We start from the raw sequence: 16736 nt of genomic DNA on the forward strand, positions 1-16736 counted from the left end.
CCTCGGGCTCAGTAATTAGGGCCCCGGCTGCGTTGCAGCCGGGGCCCTTTGCGTGGGTGAACCTGCGAGGTCCTGTAGCTTTGCGGCCAGCAATCCTCTTTTTTTAACCGCTTTTTTTGCGCTAGATTCCATGGCCGACATCACTTCCGACGAGCTAAAGCAACGCCAGCAAGCTGGCGAAACCCCCACCATCATCGACGTGCGCGAGCCGTGGGAGTTTGAGGAAAGCCGCATCCCCGGGACCCAAAACATTCCGCTCAACTCGCTGCCCACCAAGCTCGACGACTTAGAAGACCTCAAGGACCAGGAAGTTATCGTGCACTGCAAAAGCGGCGCCCGCTCTGCCTCGGCAGCGGCCTACCTAAAGCAGCAAGGCTTCACCAACGTGCGCAACCTGCTGGGCGGCATTATGGGCTACTAGGCGTAGGGCCTGAACTATTCGCGCAGCCCCGGCGGGGCGACCCATTGGTTGGGTCGCCCCGCCGGGGCTTTTGGTTTCTACTGCGGCGGCCGCAGCTGGCCGTCGGCCTCGTAGCGCAGGGCCCCGGCGTCCACCAGTTCGCGCAGCGTAGTCTTCACTTCCTCGGCCTGGGCGGGGGCGAAGGCGGCCACTACTTCGCGGGGCGTTTGTGCCTGCTGGGTCAGGCGCTGCACCAGCTGCTCGCGCAGGCCGGCGGTGGCCACGGGGCCCTGGGCGGCTTTTTTGGCAGCCAGGCACACGTCGCATACCCCGCAGCGGGGCGGGTTGCCCTCGTCGAAGTACGTGAGCAGCAGCTGCTGGCGGCAGCGCGTGCCGCTGAGATAGTTGATGGTGGCAGCGGTTTTTTCTTCGGCCAGGGCCCTAGCGGCTTCGAGGCGGCGCTGGTCGAGGGGCAGCTTGGCGGCGTCGTGGCGCGGCGTGGTGAACATGGCCTGCGGGGCCTCGTGCCGCGGCTGGTAGTGCAGCACGCCGGCCCCGTGCAAGTAGCGCAACTGGTGCTGCACTTCCACCAAGCTGCGCCGCACCTGGTTGGCCAGCCCCTGCTCCGACACCGTTTGGAAGCCAGCGAACAGCTCGCCGCCGTGCAGCCGCAGCAGCGCTTTGATGAGCAGGTCGTGCTCGGCGTTGGCAACTTGGAAGGCGTACAGGTCGTGGTTATTGGTCACGAGGTGCACCCGCGCGGGGTTATTCACGGCTTCATTGAGCTGGATAAAACCTTCGCGCTGCAAGATTTTCAGGGCGTTGTGCGCGTCCACGGCCCGGATGCGGTAGGTTTCGGCAAACTGTCCCAGGTCGAAGTCAAACGGGGCCAGCTCGCCGCCGCCCACCGCCGTGCGCGAGTAGTTGGCCAGCGCCTGGTACACGCGCCGCACGGTGTCGAGCGGCGGGAAGGCCAGCGTGGTGCGGCGGCGCATTTCCGGCCCGTCGTGGGGCCCCGCCAGCAGCACGGCGAAGGCGTAAAGGCCGTCGCGCCCGGCGCGGCCGGCCTCCTGGTAGTAGGCCTCCAGCGTGTCGGGCGCGTCGAGGTGGGCCACCACGCGCACGTCGGGCTTGTCGATGCCCATCCCGAAAGCATTGGTGGCCACGATGATGCGCGTTTTATTTTCCAGCCAGTCCTGCTGCACTTTGGTGCGGCGCTCGGGGCCCAGGCCGGCGTGGTAGGCGGCGGCGGGCAGCCGGTTTTGCTGCAAATAGGCAGCCGTGTCCTCGGTTTGGCGGCGGGTGCGGGCGTACACAATGCCGGTTTTGCCGGGGCCCACGCCGCGCAGCACCTCCAGCAGCCGGCGAAGCTTGTCCTCCGTGGGCAGCACTGAGTACGATAGCTTGGGCCGCAAAAAGCTCTGCTGAAACACGCCGTGGCCGGGCCGAAACAACAATTTCTCCACGATGTCCTCCCGCACTTGCCGGGTGGCCGTGGCGGTGAGGGCCACCACCGGCACGCCCGGCGCCAGCAGGCCCCGCAGCTCGGCAATGCGCAGGTAGGGCGGCCGAAAATCGTAGCCCCACTGCGACACGCAGTGCGCCTCGTCCACGGCCAGCAGGCTCACCGGCATTTTAGCCACCCGCACCCGGAAAATCTCGGTGAGCAACCGCTCGGGGCTCACGTACAGAAACTTAACGTCGCGGCCATACACGCAGTTGTCGAGCGTATGGTCAATTTCCTGGGCGCTCATGCCCGCGTAAATCGCCTCGGCCTTGAGGCCCCGGCGGCGCAGGCCGTCCACTTGGTCTTTCATCAGGGCAATCAGCGGCGACACCACCAGGCACAGCCCTGGCCGGGCCAGCGCCGGCACCTGGAAGCACACGCTTTTTCCGCCACCCGTGGGCAGCAGCGCCAGCGTGTCGTGCCCATCCAGCACCGATTGGATGATGTCTGCCTGGCCGGGCCGGAACGCCGCGTGGCCCCAAAACTCGCGCAGCAGCGCCAGGGGTTCGGTATGGGCAACGGGCTCGGGCATGGACGAAATTACCCACAAAAAAAGCCCGGCACCTTGCGGCACCGGGCTTTCTGAATGTCGCGGGGGCCCTGTAGGTCTGCGCGGCGGCTAGTTAAGCAGCGGCTTTCTGGCCGCCGTTCTCGCGCTCGTCGATGGCGTTGCCGAGCTTGGCAATGGCCTGGATGGCGCGCTCCTCGTCCAAGCGGTTGATGTTGAGCAGCATCTTGGTCTTCTCCTGGCGGGTGATGACCGGGTGGTTCAGCAGGCGGATGATTTCCTCTTTGTGCGCCGCGGTGGCGTACTGCACTGGGGTAGGCGCCGCGGGGGCCTCAGCCGCCGGGGTGGCATCGGCGGGCATCACCTGCATGGCGGGCACGGCGACCGGGGCAGGAGCTGCCACCGGAGCCGGGGCCTGCGGCACCACGGCGGCCGGCGCGTTGGTGTTGTAATCCATTTCTTCGGCCGGGGTAGGCTCGTAGCCGGCGGCGCGGATGATCCAGGCCAGGATGTTGCGGTAGGCTTTGCCAATGGCGCGGGTCTGGGCCATGCTCATGATGGCAAATTCCTGGTAGAATTTCTTGCCGCTCTCCTTGTTCGAGCACACCGCAAAGCCGGCGCCCACCGTCACGCCGTGGCGCAGGTCGTAGAGCGTCACTTTGGCCTGGTACTTCATCTCGGCTTCGGTGCTCACGTTGATGACGTGCTCCACAATGGGCACGATGCCCAGGCGCGAGCCGGCGTACTGCCAGCCCTCCACATTCACAAACTCCTTACCCTGCACATTGGTGGTGAGCTTGTTGTCTTTAATGAACTTAGCCAAGTCCTTGGCCAAATCCAGTGTCTCGTCGGAGCGCGCAATGTCAAAGCTCTCGGCTTTCACCTTCTTGAGCGGTGTTTCCTTGGTGGTCTTGGTGGCGTCGGTGGTCATGGCGGTAGGGGTTATGGGTCTTAAGTCCATTTTGGATTCGGATATATAACCGCACCTTTGCCTAAATCGTGCCAGAAAAGCCAGAATTTTTAGTAATTTTTGTTACTGATTGTTAGCAACTTAAAAACACATTCATTTCCATTAGCGGCAAAGACGTAATCTAAACCGGTTAGCCAGCCCGATTCTTTAGTTAGCCAACCGGTTTTTACCACTGTAAGGGGCCCCAGCGGTAGTCCTAGCCTTACTGAAAGCAGCGAAGAATTTCTAAAACCTTGAGTCAACAAGACGTCTACCCACCGGCATAGCCCCAGCGGGGCGGCCCGTCGGTAGCTAGGCGACACCAAACGACAAAGCCCCGGCGGGGCGAACCAACGGTTACAACACCAGTGGGCCGCCCCGCCGGGGCTTTGTCGTTTTTGCTTGCTACCATAACTACCAACGGGTCGCCCTGCCGGGGTTACGCTGGTTTAGGTACCCTGTAGATGGACTGAAAAATTAGCTCGTCCCGGGGCCCCTATTCCTCCAGCACGTAGCCGTCGCGCATCACGATTTTGCGGTCGGCCATTTCGGCCAGCTGGTCGTTGTGCGTCACGATGACGAAGGTTTGGTCGAGTTCCTTGCGCAGCTGGAAGAAAATCTGGTGCAGCTCCTGGGCATTCTTGGTGTCGAGGTTGCCACTAGGCTCGTCGGCAAAAATGATTTCGGGCGAGTTGATGAGGGCGCGGGCCACGGATACGCGCTGCTGCTCGCCGCCGCTCATTTCGCTGGGCTTGTGCTCGGCGCGGTGCTCCAGGTTCATCATGCCGAGCAGCTCGCGGGCCCGCACGCGCACTTCCTTCTCCGAGCGGCCGGCTAGGTAGGCGGGCAGGCACACGTTTTCGAGGGCCGTAAACTCGGGCAACAGGTTATGGAATTGGAAAATGAACCCGATGTGGCGGTTGCGAAACCGCGCCAAATCGTTGCGCCCCAAGCTGCTCACCGAGGCCCCGTCGAAGAGCACCTCGCCCGCGTCGGGGTTGTCGAGCGTGCCCAAAATGTGCAGCAGCGTGCTCTTGCCGGCCCCCGACGAGCCCACGATGCTCACGATTTCCGACTTCTCGATGGTGAGGTTGATGCCTTTGAGGACTTCCAGCGACTGGTAGCTTTTGCGGACGTTGATGGCTTGGAGCAAAACGGGGGCGGTAACGGGGTGTGCAACAAAGGTAACCGGCGGGTGGGCACGGGCCTTATACGGCCCGCGCCGCGGCCTTGGGGGCCCCGGCCGGCCGTGGGGCCCCCAAGGCCGCGGCCGCCACGCCCGGGGGCCCCACTCCAAATTTTGCCTGCCACCTTGCGGCCGCGCACCGTACCTTCGCCGCACTCAAACCAACCCGACCTCCCCGCATGAACATCCACGAGTATCAGGGCAAAGAAATTCTGAAGAAGTACGGCGTCCGCGTCCAGGAAGGCATCACGGCCGATACGGCCGAGGAAGCCGTGGCCGCCGCCGAGAAACTGACCGCCGACACCGGCACCAGCTGGTACGTCATCAAGGCGCAAATCCACGCCGGGGGCCGGGGCAAAGGGGGCGGCGTGAAGCTGGCCAAAAACCTCGACCAAGTGAAGGAAGTGGCCGGCAACATCCTCGGCATGCAGCTCGTCACGAAGCAAACGGGCCCCGAGGGCCGCAAGGTGCACAAGGTGCTCATCGCCCAAGACGTGTACTACCCCGGCGAAAGCCCCACCAAGGAGTTCTACATGAGCGTGTTGCTGGACCGCACCAGCGGCAAGAACGTCATCATCTACACCACCGAGGGCGGCATGGACATCGAGGAGGTGGCCGAGTCGCACCCCGAGAAAATCCTGAAGGAATTCATCGACCCCGCCGTGGGCCTGCAGGGCTTCCAGGCCCGCAAAATCGCCTTCGGCCTCGGCCTGTCGGGCGAGGCGCACAAGGAGATGGTGAAGTTCGTAACGGCCCTCTACAAGGCCTACGACGAAACCGATTCGTCGATGTTCGAAATTAACCCGGTGTTGAAAACGTCGGACAACAAAATCCTGGCCGTGGACGCCAAGGTAACGCTCGACGAGAACGCCCTGTACCGCCACAAGGACTTCGTGGCCCTGCGCGACCTCAACGAGGAAGACCCCTTGGAAGTGGAAGCTTCGGCTTCGAACCTGAACTACGTGAAGCTCGACGGCAACGTGGGCTGCATGGTGAACGGTGCCGGCTTGGCCATGGCCACCATGGACATCATCAAGCTGAGCGGCGGCGAGCCGGCCAACTTCCTCGACGTCGGGGGTGGAGCCAACGCCCAGACGGTGGAAGCCGGCTTCCGCATCATCCTGAAGGACCCGAACGTGAAGGCGATTCTCATCAACATCTTCGGCGGCATCGTGCGTTGCGACCGGGTGGCCAACGGCGTGGTGGAAGCCTACAAGAAAATTGGTGACATCCGCGTGCCCATCATCGTGCGCCTGCAAGGCACCAACGCCGAAGAGGGCGCCCGCATCATCGACGAGAGTGGCCTGCAAGTGAAGTCGGCTACGCTGCTGAAAGACGCCGCCGCCCGTGTGAAAGAAGTGCTGGCCGAAGCTTAGTCTTCTTCTTCGCAGCAAGTGTTTTTAAAAGCCCGTCTGGTAACCCAGGCGGGCTTTTTGGGTTATAACCCCTTCGCGGCCGCTCGTTTCGAACGGCTTTTCACCTCAACGCAACTTCCGATGGAATTCACCCGCTTGGGAAACACTGGCTTGCAGGTTTCCAAAATTTGCCTCGGCACCATGACTTACGGCACGCCCACCGAGCGCTGGCCCTGGGCCCTGGGCGAGGAGGCCAGCCGCCCGTTCATTCAGAAGGCGCTGGAGCTGGGCATCAACTTCTTCGACACGGCCGATGTGTACAGCAACGGCGCCAGCGAGGAAGTGGTGGGCCGGGCCCTGCGCGACTTTGCCAAGCGCGACGAGGTGGTGCTGGCTACTAAAGTGTTTAACGCCATGGGCCCGGGGCCCAACGACCAGGGCCTCTCGCGCAAGCACATCATGAGCGCCATCGACGCCAGCCTCAAGCGCCTGGGCACCGATTACGTAGACCTCTACCAGATTCATCGCTGGGACTACCACACGCCCATTGAGGAAACGCTGGAGGCCCTGCACGACGTGGTGAAGGCCGGCAAGGCGCGCTACATCGGGGCGTCGTCGATGTACAGCTGGCAGTTTGCCCAGGCCCTGTACCTGGCCGACAAGCACAATTGGACGCGTTTTGTGAGCATGCAGCCACACTACAACCTCGTGTACCGCGAGGAGGAGCGCGAGATGCTGCCGCTGTGCCAAGATCAGAAAATCGGCGTCATTCCGTGGTCGCCGCTGGCGCGCGGATTGCTCACGGGCGGCCGCGGCAAGGCGCGCAACGAAACCGAACGCGCTAAAACCGACGCCTTCGGCAAGAGCCTCTATGGCCGCGACGACGACTTTGCGGTGGCCGACCGCGTGACGGAAATTGCCGAACAGCGCGGCCTGCCCAACGCCCAAATTGCCCTGGCCTGGGTGCTGGCCAACCCCGCCATCACCGCGCCCATTGTGGGGGCCAGCAAGCCCGGCCACCTCGAAGACGCCGTAGCCGCCGTGGACGTGAAGCTGTCGGCCGACGAAATCAAAAGCCTCGAAGCCCCTTACCAGCCGCACCCGGTACTGGGCTTCAGCTAAACGCAAAAAGGCCCGCCTGAACATTCAGGCGGGCCTTTTATTTGCTAAGTAACTTAAGCAGCTACGCCGCCTTTTTCGGCCACACCTGCGTTTTCCTCCGGAGCCACGGGAATGGCTTCGCCTTGTACTTTCAGTTCCACTTCCATGTTGCCACGGGTGCCGACTGAGTACGGGCAGATTTTGTGGGCTTGGCGCACCATGTCGATGGTTTTATCGCGGTCGAATGCCTTCAGGTCGATATCCAGTACCGCCGACAGGCCGTAGCCTTCGCCTTCCTGAAACAGGGTCACGCCGCACTTCACTTCCGTGCCGGGGTCGAGCTTGTCGCCGGCGCGCTGGGCGATGACGAGCAGCGCCTGCTGGAAGCACGACGCGTAGCCGGCGGCAAACAGTTCTTCGGGGTTGGTAGCGCCTTTTTTGCCGCCCAGCCCTTCGGGCACCGACATGTCGAGGTCAACGATACCGGTGGCGGAACGGACGTGGCCGCTACGGCCGCCCACAGCCGTTGCGTCGGCCGTGTAAAGATTCTTTTTGGTGGATTCCATGAGATGGGGTGTGTTTGGGCAGTTTAACGGGTAGTTAACTGACTTTTGCTGCTTAGGGTTGTGGCAGAATTTTGGGGCCCCGGCCACCAATTTACTGGAGCGGTTTGGCAGCCGGGGGTTTTGCGGCTACTTTTGCAGTCCTATTCCGACTTGGTCGCGTCGTACAACGGATAGTATGAGAGTTTCCGAAGCTCTTGATCTAGGTTCGATTCCTAGCGCGACCACTTTTAGTTATCAGCAGCCCGCCCACCGCCTCTCTAGGCCGTGGGCGGTTCTGTTTTGGGCCCTCGTCCTCAAGTTATTGCATCACGGCCGCGCTGGGCACCGGCCTTGCTAATGGCTTACCATTTGAATTCGCAGGCGCGCACTGCTCAGCAGTGCCGAGGCTGGTAATTTTTATTATCCAAGAAGCTACAGGCTTGAGGGTTGGTAATGGGGCACGGTAACGCACCGCGCTGGCTTTGCGTAAAACGGCTTCCTCCCTCATCACTGCCCTTTCCGTCAACTACCATGATCAAGACAATCTTAACCGCCTTTGTTGCTGCCGGCATGCTTAGCGCTACGGCCCAGGCGCAGACGACTCCAGCCGGTACCGCGGGCAACCGCACAGCCGGCGCCGCAGCTAAGTCCACTAGCTCGGCCAGCAAAACTAGCCAGGGCAATTCTGGCAACATGGCGCCTAACCGGTCCAGCACTGCTGGCAGTTCCACCGTCGGAACTTCAAACAACCCAGTAGATGCAACCGGTAAACCAGTGGGCGCAACCCAGTCTGGCAACACGAGCACTGGCAAAGCCCCAAAACCAAAAAACTAGTATTTCCACCAAGCAGCGTTTGGCGTGGCTTTTCCAGCGCACCAAACGCATAGCTGCATCAGAAGCCCCACGCACCACCGTGGGGCTTTTTTGTGGCCCAGCAACGGTTCCGCATACCGATTGGCCCACCGATGCGGCCCATGAAAACACCATCGGGCAGCCGGGTTAGTTTTGGCCAAATGCCCAGGTACGGGCGGGCAAAATACAGGCAGTGCAGGGCACTGTGGTGGGTACTCGGGATTTTTGGATCGAACGGCTACGAGGGCAACAGATTAGCAGCCACTCGAAATAGGGGCCCCAAGGTGACCGGCGATGGGCGGCGCGGGAGCAGCGCCCTGGCTAGGGGCCCTACCGGTGGTGAGCCCCGCGGTGGCAACCGCCCAACACCATTTGCAGGCTAGGCACCGCGGGCCGTTGCACAGGGCCCCGGGGCACTAATGGCCAGGTATTCGCACCTTCGTGCTATGAGCATGCCTACTGTGCCATTCGCTGCCCGCTTGCCACGCTTGCCCCGCTTACCTAAGTTTGGCGCGGGCCCGGCGCGGCACGCCGTGCTGTTTCCCCGGCGCACGTACTTGCTGATTACGCTGGGTATTTCCATCGCTTTCGGCTTGCTGATCTTGCCCGCCAGTATCCTCCAGCGCCCGCACACCACGGCCGCGGAAGCCTTGCTGCTGTTCATCAACCCCGTGTTGGTTTTTCAGGTCCAGTTTGAGTTCAACTACCTGCTACGCTACCGCCGCCACCCGGTGCAGCGGTGGCTGGGCCGGCAGCCCGCGCGGCCGGCTTACCTGTTTCGGCTGGCATTCACCGCCGTGGTGGTCAGCCTCTACAACGCGGGGCGCTACTACTTGGACACGCGCCTGCACCTGCGCCTGGACAATAACCCGCTGGATGCCGTCCTGGCGTGGTCGCAGGTGGCCACGGTGGTGGGCTTCTCCTTCCAGCTTGCCCTAGAGCTGGTGGAAAACAGCCGCTACCTGACCATTGAGAACGAAATGCTGAAGCGCGAGCAGCTGCAGGCGCGCTACGAAAGCCTGAAGCAGCAGCTGAGCCCCCACTTCCTGTTCAACTCGCTCTCAACCCTGGGCGAGCTGATTTACGACGAGCCAGACGCCGCGGCGCTGTTTGTGGAGGAAATGGCCCACGTGTACCGCTACCTGCTGCGGCACGGCGAGCAAGCGGCGGTGCCGCTCCGCGACGAGCTGCATTTCCTGCGTTCCTACGTCTACCTGCTGCGGATGCGTTTTAGCACCGGCATCCAGCTGGAAATAGATCTACCAGACGACATCCAGGACCGCCCCGTGCCGCCTCTGGCTTTGCAGTTGCTGCTGGAAAACGCCGTGAAGCACAACGCAGTGAGCCACCGGCAGCCCCTGGTGGTGCGCATCGATTTTGTGGCCCCGGCCACGCTACGGGTGCGCAATAACCGCTACCCCCGCCTCACGCCCACACCCGAAACTAGCAGCGGGGTGGGCCTGAGCAACCTTACCAACCGCGTGCGGCTCCTGCACCAGCAGCACCTGCTGGTGGAGCAAACCCCCGACGAATTTTGCGTGTACCTCCCCCTCCCGGCTTAGCTTTCCTGCGCATTGAACATCCTGATAATTGAAGACGAAATCCGGCCGGCCCGGGCGCTGGAGCGCCTGCTGCAAGAAGTGCGGCCCGAAGCGCAGGTAGTGGGCCGCCTGGAGTTTGTGGCCGACACGGTGGCCTGGCTGCAAGCGCACCCAGCGCCCGACCTCATCTTCATGGACATTCACCTGTCCGATGGCAGCAGCTTTGAGGTATTCAAGCAAGTGCCCGTGACGTGCCCCGTCATCTTCGTGACCGCCTACGACGAGCACGCTTTGGAGGCGTTCCAAGCCAACGGCATCGAGTACTTGCTCAAGCCCATTACCCGCGATGCCTTGCTGCGCGGGCTCCAGAAGTTCGACGCCCTGGGGCGGCACTACGCCGGCACCGACCCAGCCAACGAAACCTTGCCCGAGCTGCTGCGCCTCGTGCAGCAGCTCGCAAGGCCCCCGGCCTACAAAACCAGCTGGCTGATTCCGTACAAAAACAAGCTGCTGCCAGTCGCTGTGCACGACATGGCGCACTTGGTTATCCAGCACAGCCTGGTGCACCTCACTACTTTCGACGGGCAACAGTACGCCGTGGACAGTAGCCTCGACGAATTGGAGGCGCAGCTAGACCCACAGCAGTTTTTCCGCGCCAACCGGCAGGCGCTACTGGCCCGCGCCAGCGTGGTAGCCCTCGAGCCCCACCACAACGGCCGCATGCTGCTGCACTTGCAGCCCCCCGCCGCCGAGGCGGTCATCGTGCCGAAGCCGCGGGTGGCCGAGCTACGCAAGTGGGTGAGCGGCGGCTAGGGCCCCTATCCTCGCGCACAACCCAAGCAAATAATTGGGGCCCTTAAAAACACAAAACCCGCCCCCGGTGCCTCGTAAGGCGCCAGGGGCGGGTTTTATTGGGTAAGCTAAATTGCTTAAGAAAGTAATTAGAGCCTTTTGAATCGCCTAGAGCCTTTTGATGGGCCCTAGGCGATTCCGGTCACTTACTTCTTGCGCTTAGCGGGAGCCTTCTTGGCAGGAGCCTTTTTAGCGGGCGCCTTTTTCGTGCCGGGGAGGGCTTTGCCATCCTTCAGGATTTCAGAAATCGTGGGGGCAGCACCATACTTCACTTCGGCAGCGTTGGTCTCGCCGGTGAGGTAGGGGTCGAAGTCCACACGACGGTTCAGGGCCTGGCCGGCGGCCGTTTTGTTGTCGGCAACTGGGTGGGTCTCACCGTAGCCGCGGGCTTCGATGCGCTCGGCGGGGATGCCTTTGCTCAGCATGTAGGCACGGGCCGAAGCGGCGCGCTCGTAGCTCAGTTTCAGGTTGTAGTTGTCATCACCCTTGCTGTCGGTGTGGCCAGCGATGCTGAGCGAGTAGTCGGGGTACTCGTTCATGATCTGCACCATCTGCTGCAGCTTGGGGAACGACGAGGGCTTCAGGGTAGCCTTGTTGAAGTCGAAGTTGATGTACTTCGTGGCTTCGTTGAGCACCTTTTTGGTCTCGGCCTTCATCTCGGGGCAGCCTTTGTTGCTGGCGGGGCCGGCACGGTCGGGGCAGCGGTCTTCGTAGTCAGCTACGCCGTCGCCGTCGCGGTCAAGCGGGCAGCCATTGGCATCAACTTGCACACCAGCGGGGGTGTTGGGGCACTTGTCTTGGAAGTCAGGCACTTTGTCGCCGTCGGCGTCAAGCGGGCAGCCCGAAGCATCGACGCGTACGCCGGCCGGGGTGTTGGGGCACTTGTCGTCGTTGTCAGCCACGCCGTCGCCATCGGCGTCGGGGCAACCTTGCAGGGCAGCCAGGCCCTTCACATCGGGGCACTTGTCTTGGTAGTCGGCCACGCCGTCACCGTCCGTATCAACCGGGCAGCCATTCACGTCAACCTTAACACCGGTTGGGGTGTCGGGGCATTTGTCTTTTTTATCCGACACGCCGTCGCCGTCGGTGTCTTTGGCTTTGCCCAGGTTAGCACGAATGCCAGCCGTGAACTGCATGTAGCGGTCTTTCTTGTCCCAGAACGTGGTAGAGCTGCTGGTGAAACCGTCGAGGTTCTCGTCTGAGGTCTGCAGGTAAGCCTGCGAAGCCTGCACGTAGAAAACGGCCGACTCGCCCAAGTGGAAGTCAAGGCCAGCGCCTACCTGGCCACCGAAGGAACCAAAGCGGCGGAAGTTATTGGGGGCCGTACGCGAAGCGTAACGGTCGGTCAGCACCCACGAGTACTGGGGCTCTACCAACAAGTAAGGGTGCAGGAAGAAGCTATCCTTGATCGGAGCCTTCAGCTTGAAGCCCAAGCCAGCCTGGTACATCTGCGCCTTGAAGCGCTGGCCGGTGCTGTTAAACGTGCCCTCGTTTTGCGGGAAACGCAGGCGGGTGTAGTCCAAGTCTAAGCGCAAGTCAAGCCAACGGCCCACGTACCGGGTGATGTCGAGGCCACCGCTGTAGGGCATATTGTCCCACTTCCAAAAGGCGCTGCCAAGGTCGCCCTTGTACTGCGTAGCGTTGGCGTGGAGGCCAATTGAAGTTTTGCGGTCGGCCGTTTGCGCGTTGGCTTCCGAGGCAGCCAACAACCCAACCCCGAGGAGGGCGGCTTTGTAACAGAGGTGTTTCATAAAAAAAGGGCTACGCGGTGTTAACGCAGGCTTTGTTTAGGTAAAAAAGAGAGAAAAGTTTTAGTTGAAGACCTGCTAAAACCGGCGTAACCGGGGCTGCAGGAAGGATTTGCTATCTTAATATTGGGCTAATACGAGAATGAGAACTAAAAGTCTTATTATTGCCTTAGCGTTGTTGCAGAAATTCCCTTAATTAATGTTTCACTGCTAGTTAATTTTTGGCATTGAGAATCATAGAGTTTCTATACTGGGCTATTTGAGCCAGACTGGGCTATTTGAGCCAGCGCGGCAGCAAATAGCACGCCAAAACCAGTCAAATCGCGGCAAATAGATAACGGAAGCAAGAACAAGTTGGCTTCCGCAAAGAAGCCAGATAGTTCCCTTGAACGGCAATGGCCATAATACGTTTGGCAAAACCACCCGAATGCCCCGAATTAGTGGCTGAACGCACCTAATTAGCCCCTGAAGCACCGCCGAAGCTGCCAATGACAACGGCGTAGCCCTCCGCAGCGGTCCAAGGTTTGTCCTAGCGGTGCTGGCCTGCCCCAGCGGCCCCGCACGCCTGCTGCCCCACTGCACCTATACCGATGGAATAAGCCTAACAGGGGCCCCGCCGGCTTTTCCGTCGGGGCCCTAGTGTTTTCCGGACGGGCACTATTCTTAGCTGGTATTACCGGCCGACGCATTGGCGAACAATGCGTAGAACCTGGATTTCAGGGTGCTATTTGAGGAACAAGTGCCCGGGCGGGACACGAGAGCGGGCCTACCAGGCTTGCTCCGTAGCCGCTACCGGCCAGTAGGGCCCCCGGTGGCCGGGCCAGGCGGCCACTGCCCGGCAGGCTTCGTGACAATTGCATAATACAGGCAACATATTGGCTAAACCTTAGCCCGGGAACTTTGCAGCACCGAAGCCAACCCCTACCAGGATAGCGCCAACGGCCTTTTCGAGCCCTTTCCGCTGCTTGCTCGCCCTGCCCCACTGCCCGCCCTGGGGCCCTACCCTCCTGCTGCTTTTGCCACTCCCGACGCCGGCGCTGCCCGGCGCCTCACCCTTTTGTTGCCCTATGCCCAGACGCCTACCCCAGTACCGCACCGCTGCCACCCTCGCCCTCGGCCTAGCCGGACCAGCTGCCCTCACGCTGGCCCTGCCCACCACCACCCGCGCCCAGGCCCCCGCCGCGCAGACCGTGGCCGGCCAGGTAACCGACGCCGTCGGCCAGCCCCTGCCCGGCGTGACGGTGCTGGTGAAGGGCACCAACAACGGCGCGGCCACCAACGCCGAGGGCCGGTTTGAGCTGCGCGTGGCCAGCCCCGCGCAGGCCGTGCTGGTGCTCTCGTTCGTGGGCTTTGAACCGCAGGAGGTGCCCGTGGCGGGCCGGGCCAGCTTCAGCATCAGCCTCAAGCCCAGCCTGACGGGCCTCGACGAAGTGGTAGTGACGGGCTACGGCACCACCAAACGCGAAAACCTGACCACCGCCGTAGGCTCGCTGCCCAACCCCGAGAAGCAGGCCAACCGCCCAATTACCAACGTGGCCAGCATGCTGCAGGGCAACGTGGCCGGCGTGACGGTGCTGACCCAGGGCGGCGACCCCACGGCCACGCCGCAGGTGGTTATCCGCGGGGCGGGCTCGACCAGCAGCGAGCAGCCGCTGTACGTGGTGGACGGCATGCCCTACTACGGGGGGCCCCTGAACCCCAACGACATCGCCAGCATTACGGTGCTGAAAGACGCGGCCGCCGCCGCCATCTACGGCGCGCAAGCCGCCTCGGGCGTGGTGGTGGTGACCACCAAAAGTGGCAAAAGCGGCACGCCCCGCGTGACCGTGGACACCTACCAGGGCTGGCAAACGGCCTACCGCCGCCCCGGGGCCCTAAACGCCGCCGAGCAGGCCGCCGCCTACAACCTGGCCGCCGACAACGCCGGCGTGGGCCGCCCCGCCGCCCACGACGCCACCAAAAACCCCTGGGGCCAGACGACGCGCACCAACTGGCTCGACGATATTTTTCGCACCGGCAGCATCTACAACCTCAACGCCACCGTGAGCGGCGGCAGCGAGCACGGCCGCTACCTGTCGTCGTTCGGCTACCTCAAAAACGAGGGCCTGCTGGTGGGCACCAATTTGCAGCGCTACACCCTGCGCCTGAAGTCGGACTACGACCTGAGCGACAAAATAACGGTGGGCCAGAACGTGTACATCAACCGCACCAACGGGCGCGGGGCCAACACCAGCAACAGCTACTCGGGCGCAATTATCAACGCCATTTACATGCCCCCGGCGGCCACCGTGCGCTACCCAGACGGCAGCTTCGGCGGCGTGACGCCACTCGCGCCCGACCCGGCCTTTCAATTTGCCGGGGCCTACGGCGACGTGTACAACCCGGTGGCCCTGCTGCTGCGCCCGGCCATCGACAACCCCGTGCTCAACGTCAACGGCATCGGCTACGTGGAGTACGCGCCGCTGGAAGGCCTGAAACTGCGCAGCAGCTTCGGCCTCGATTTGCTGAACGAGAATTACAAGCGCTTCGACCCGCGGGTGCCCGAGCCCGGCCGCAGCAACACCATGAACTACTTGACCCAGAGCCAGTCGGCCCGCACCAAGTGGATTTGGGACAACCAGGTGAGCTACCAGAAAACCCTGGGCCGCCACGCCCTCGACCTCACGGCCGTGTACTCGGCCCAACGCACCAACTACGAGTACTCGTGGCTGCAAGGCCAGAACTTCGACCGCGAGGACGACTGGTACCAGTACATCGGCAACGCCAAGGAATTTGTGGTGAAGCCCACCAGCAGCGTGTACCAGGACGCCCTGACCTCGGCCATCGGCCGCGTCACCTACAGCTTTGCCGACCGCTACTTCTTGATGGCCAGCGCCCGCCGCGACCAAACCTCGCGCCTGGCCACGTATAATTCCGACTACTTCCCGGCCGTGTCGGGGGCCTGGAAAGTCTCCTCCGAATCGTTTTGGAACCCAAAGCTCATTCAGACGCTGAAGCTGCGCGGCTCGTGGGGCCAGATTGGCAACATCCAGTCCGTCAACTACTACGCCTACAACGTGCCGCTGGTGGCCGGCCAGGCCTACCTGGGCGGCGCGCCCGGCTACGGCACGGCCTACTACGTAGATAAGCAGTCGAACCCCAACCTGAAGTGGGAGCGCTCCGAAACCTTCGACGCGGGCCTCGACCTGGGGCTGCTCGATAACCGCCTCACCTTCAGCGTCGATTACTTCCGCAAATACACCCGCGGCCTGATTCTGCCCATCGCCCCCAACACCGGCTCGGGCGTGGGCGAGGGCCCCACCGCCAACGTGGGCACCGTGCGCAACCAAGGCCTGGAGCTGAGCCTGGGCTACAACGGCCAGGCGGGGGCCCTCACCTACCAAGTGAACGGCAACCTGGCCACCCTCCAAAACCAGGTGCTGGACCTGGATGGCTACGGCAACAGCTACATCCAGCACACCGACAACGTGCGCACGCAGCTCTACCCGTTCCGCTCCACGGTGGGCCAACCGCTGTACGCCTACTACCTCATCCCGGCGCAGGGCTTGTTTAAGTCAGACCAGGAGGCGGCCGCCTACACCACCGCCGACGGGCAGCGCATTCAGCCCAACGCCAAGGCTGGCGACCTCAAGTTTCAGGACGTGAACGGCGACGGCAAAATCGACGACAACGACCGCGTGTACCGGGGCAGCGCCATGCCCAAGCGCACCTACGCCCTCACCCTGAGCGGCCAATACAAGAGCTTCGACCTCAGCGTGTTCTTGCAAGGCGTGAGCGGCGTGCAGCTCTTCAACGCCTACAAATTCTCGACCTACAACGCGGGCCTGCAGGGCTACAACCTCGACCGCCGCGTGCTCGACGCCTGGACGCCCAATAACCCCGACGCCACCATCCCGCGCCTGTCCACGGCCGATGCCAACCAGAACTTCAGCCGCGCCTCCGACTGGTACCTGGAAGATGGCTCCTACTTGCGCCTCAAAAACCTGACCGTGGGCTACACCCTGCCCGCCGCCCTCAGCGGCCGCGTGCGCACCGGGGCCAGCCTGCGCCTCTACCTCACGGCCGAAAACCTGGTCACCTTCACCAAATACACCGGCCTCGACCCCGAAGTGGGCAACCGCGGCCTCGACGTGGGCACCTACCCGCTGCCGCGCACCCTCACGGTGGGCCTGAACCTGGGGATTTAAGCGGC

At 62.5% G+C, this 16736-nt stretch carries 11 protein-coding genes and 1 tRNA gene; 7 read left to right on the plus strand and 5 right to left on the minus strand.

Annotated features, from left to right (window positions below; all coding sequences use genetic code 11):
- The first annotated feature begins 130 nt into the window (after positions 1 to 130).
- Positions 131 to 421: a rhodanese-like domain-containing protein gene (locus tag EAH73_RS01150; RefSeq protein ID WP_140464467.1), complete on the plus strand. Its 291-nt coding sequence runs from the start codon at positions 131 to 133 to the stop codon at positions 419 to 421.
- 77 nt (positions 422 to 498) lie between these two features.
- On the opposite strand, the gene EAH73_RS01155 is transcribed toward EAH73_RS01150, so the two are convergent.
- From EAH73_RS01155 to EAH73_RS01165, 3 genes are all read right to left on the minus strand, one after another.
- Positions 499 to 2439, minus strand: a complete 1941-nt coding sequence (locus EAH73_RS01155) for an ATP-dependent DNA helicase RecQ (RefSeq protein ID WP_140464468.1) — start codon at positions 2437 to 2439, stop codon at positions 499 to 501.
- 91 nt (positions 2440 to 2530) lie between these two features.
- Positions 2531 to 3346, minus strand: a complete 816-nt coding sequence (locus tag EAH73_RS01160; RefSeq protein WP_140464469.1) for a hypothetical protein — start codon at positions 3344 to 3346, stop codon at positions 2531 to 2533.
- Positions 3347 to 3860: 514 nt separating this feature from the next.
- The gene (locus tag EAH73_RS01165) at positions 3861 to 4517 is read right to left on the minus strand and encodes an ABC transporter ATP-binding protein (RefSeq protein WP_140464470.1); all 657 of its coding nucleotides are present in this window, start codon (positions 4515 to 4517) and stop codon (positions 3861 to 3863) included.
- A 212-nt stretch (positions 4518 to 4729) separates the two neighbouring features.
- On the opposite strand from EAH73_RS01165, the gene sucC reads away from it, so the two are divergent.
- Both sucC and EAH73_RS01175 read left to right on the plus strand, forming a co-directional pair.
- Positions 4730 to 5926 carry an ADP-forming succinate--CoA ligase subunit beta gene (gene sucC / locus EAH73_RS01170; protein WP_140464471.1) on the plus strand — a complete coding sequence of 399 codons (1197 nt, stop codon included), beginning with the start codon at positions 4730 to 4732 and terminating at the stop codon, positions 5924 to 5926.
- Positions 5927 to 6046: 120 nt separating this feature from the next.
- Positions 6047 to 7027, plus strand: a complete 981-nt coding sequence (locus EAH73_RS01175) for an aldo/keto reductase (RefSeq protein WP_140464472.1) — start codon at positions 6047 to 6049, stop codon at positions 7025 to 7027.
- A gap of 53 nt (positions 7028 to 7080) precedes the next feature.
- On the opposite strand, the gene EAH73_RS01180 is transcribed toward EAH73_RS01175, so the two are convergent.
- Positions 7081 to 7572, minus strand: coding sequence for an Ohr family peroxiredoxin (locus EAH73_RS01180; RefSeq protein WP_140464473.1), 492 nt, complete (start codon positions 7570 to 7572; stop codon positions 7081 to 7083).
- Positions 7573 to 7724: 152 nt separating this feature from the next.
- Here EAH73_RS01180 and EAH73_RS01185 point away from each other — a divergent pair.
- From EAH73_RS01185 to EAH73_RS01195, 3 genes are all read left to right on the plus strand, one after another.
- Positions 7725 to 7796 (plus strand) — tRNA-Arg (locus EAH73_RS01185).
- A 1053-nt stretch (positions 7797 to 8849) separates the two neighbouring features.
- Positions 8850 to 9965: a sensor histidine kinase gene (locus tag EAH73_RS01190; RefSeq protein ID WP_161599403.1), complete on the plus strand. Its 1116-nt coding sequence runs from the start codon at positions 8850 to 8852 to the stop codon at positions 9963 to 9965.
- A 12-nt stretch (positions 9966 to 9977) separates the two neighbouring features.
- Positions 9978 to 10757, plus strand: a complete 780-nt coding sequence (locus EAH73_RS01195) for a LytR/AlgR family response regulator transcription factor (protein WP_140464475.1) — start codon at positions 9978 to 9980, stop codon at positions 10755 to 10757.
- A gap of 185 nt (positions 10758 to 10942) precedes the next feature.
- On the opposite strand, the gene EAH73_RS23945 is transcribed toward EAH73_RS01195, so the two are convergent.
- Positions 10943 to 12547 (minus strand): OmpA family protein, encoded by a 1605-nt coding sequence (locus EAH73_RS23945; protein WP_140464476.1) that lies wholly within the window; start codon positions 12545 to 12547, stop codon positions 10943 to 10945.
- A 1064-nt stretch (positions 12548 to 13611) separates the two neighbouring features.
- Between EAH73_RS23945 and EAH73_RS01205 the strand changes: the two genes are divergently transcribed.
- Positions 13612 to 16731 carry a SusC/RagA family TonB-linked outer membrane protein gene (locus EAH73_RS01205; RefSeq protein ID WP_140464477.1) on the plus strand — a complete coding sequence of 1040 codons (3120 nt, stop codon included), beginning with the start codon at positions 13612 to 13614 and terminating at the stop codon, positions 16729 to 16731.
- Positions 16732 to 16736 lie beyond the last annotated feature (5 nt).

This window comes from Hymenobacter nivis (assembly GCF_006439025.1).
GTDB classification, from domain to species: Bacteria; Bacteroidota; Bacteroidia; order Cytophagales; family Hymenobacteraceae; genus Hymenobacter; species Hymenobacter nivis_A.

Bases quoted from the DNA above. Each gene is read 5' to 3' on its own strand.
- EAH73_RS01160 (WP_140464469.1), bottom strand. From the start codon at position 3,346: ATGACCACCGACGCCACCAAGACCACCAAGGAAACACCGCTCAAGAAG.
- EAH73_RS01155 (WP_140464468.1), bottom strand. From the start codon at position 2,439: ATGCCCGAGCCCGTTGCCCATACCGAACCCCTGGCGCTGCTGCGCGAG.
- EAH73_RS01180 (WP_140464473.1), bottom strand. From the start codon at position 7,572: ATGGAATCCACCAAAAAGAATCTTTACACGGCCGACGCAACGGCTGTG.
- EAH73_RS01150 (WP_140464467.1), top strand. From the start codon at position 131: ATGGCCGACATCACTTCCGACGAGCTAAAGCAACGCCAGCAAGCTGGC.
- EAH73_RS01190 (WP_161599403.1), top strand. From the start codon at position 8,850: ATGAGCATGCCTACTGTGCCATTCGCTGCCCGCTTGCCACGCTTGCCC.
- EAH73_RS23945 (WP_140464476.1), bottom strand. From the start codon at position 12,547: ATGAAACACCTCTGTTACAAAGCCGCCCTCCTCGGGGTTGGGTTGTTG.
- EAH73_RS01175 (WP_140464472.1), top strand. From the start codon at position 6,047: ATGGAATTCACCCGCTTGGGAAACACTGGCTTGCAGGTTTCCAAAATT.
- sucC (WP_140464471.1), top strand. From the start codon at position 4,730: ATGAACATCCACGAGTATCAGGGCAAAGAAATTCTGAAGAAGTACGGC.
- EAH73_RS01205 (WP_140464477.1), top strand. From the start codon at position 13,612: ATGCCCAGACGCCTACCCCAGTACCGCACCGCTGCCACCCTCGCCCTC.